Origin of the sequence: Bacillus sp. JJ1503, from assembly GCF_036965125.1 — a bacterium.
Lineage (GTDB): Bacteria > Bacillota > Bacilli > Bacillales > Cytobacillaceae > Cytobacillus.
Genome location: NZ_JBALOZ010000400.1, coordinates 2674 through 3182 on the forward strand (window position 1 = coordinate 2674; position 509 = coordinate 3182).

Annotated in this window: 1 pseudogene; it reads right to left on the reverse strand. The window is 39.7% G+C overall.

The features are described 5' to 3' along the window. Positions 1-347: pseudogene (gene mtnW, locus V7149_RS23810) on the reverse strand (2,3-diketo-5-methylthiopentyl-1-phosphate enolase); the annotation flags it as partial. Positions 348-509: the final 162 nt, after the last annotated feature.

Sequence of the window (509 nt, forward strand, 5' to 3'; positions counted from 1 at the left end):
CTTAATAGGTCTGAACTAAACTCTAAATCAAGCAATTTGACTTCTCCGTCTAAGGAAAGCTTTCCGAAAACCGTTGTTAAAATAGCTGGTAGATCAGCAGAAAAATTCGCACTTGGATAAGCAATTTTTACTTTGCTTAAAATATCATTTTGTTTAACAGGATGGTGCGTGTTCGAGAATTCCTCGACTGAGATGACGCGTCCTTTATGTTTCTTCAGCTGCTCCTGCTCAAGCAGCGGCAAATCTGTCCATGAGCCGATCGTTAAGCCAAGTGCAATCCCTTCCGCTTTTTTCTCAAAGGATCCTGGCTTGCCAAATAGCTGGTAGGTAGCGATGATTTCACTCATATTCGAATCATCCTCCTTTTTAAAGTTAGTATTCTCTATAAAAAAATAAAACCTCTTCAAATAAGAAGAGGTCAATAGACAAACATCTTCTTATTTCTCAGCATGAAAGCTGCAAGAATTAGCACCGTGTCAAATCGTTTGATCGGTTGCCGGGTTTCATCG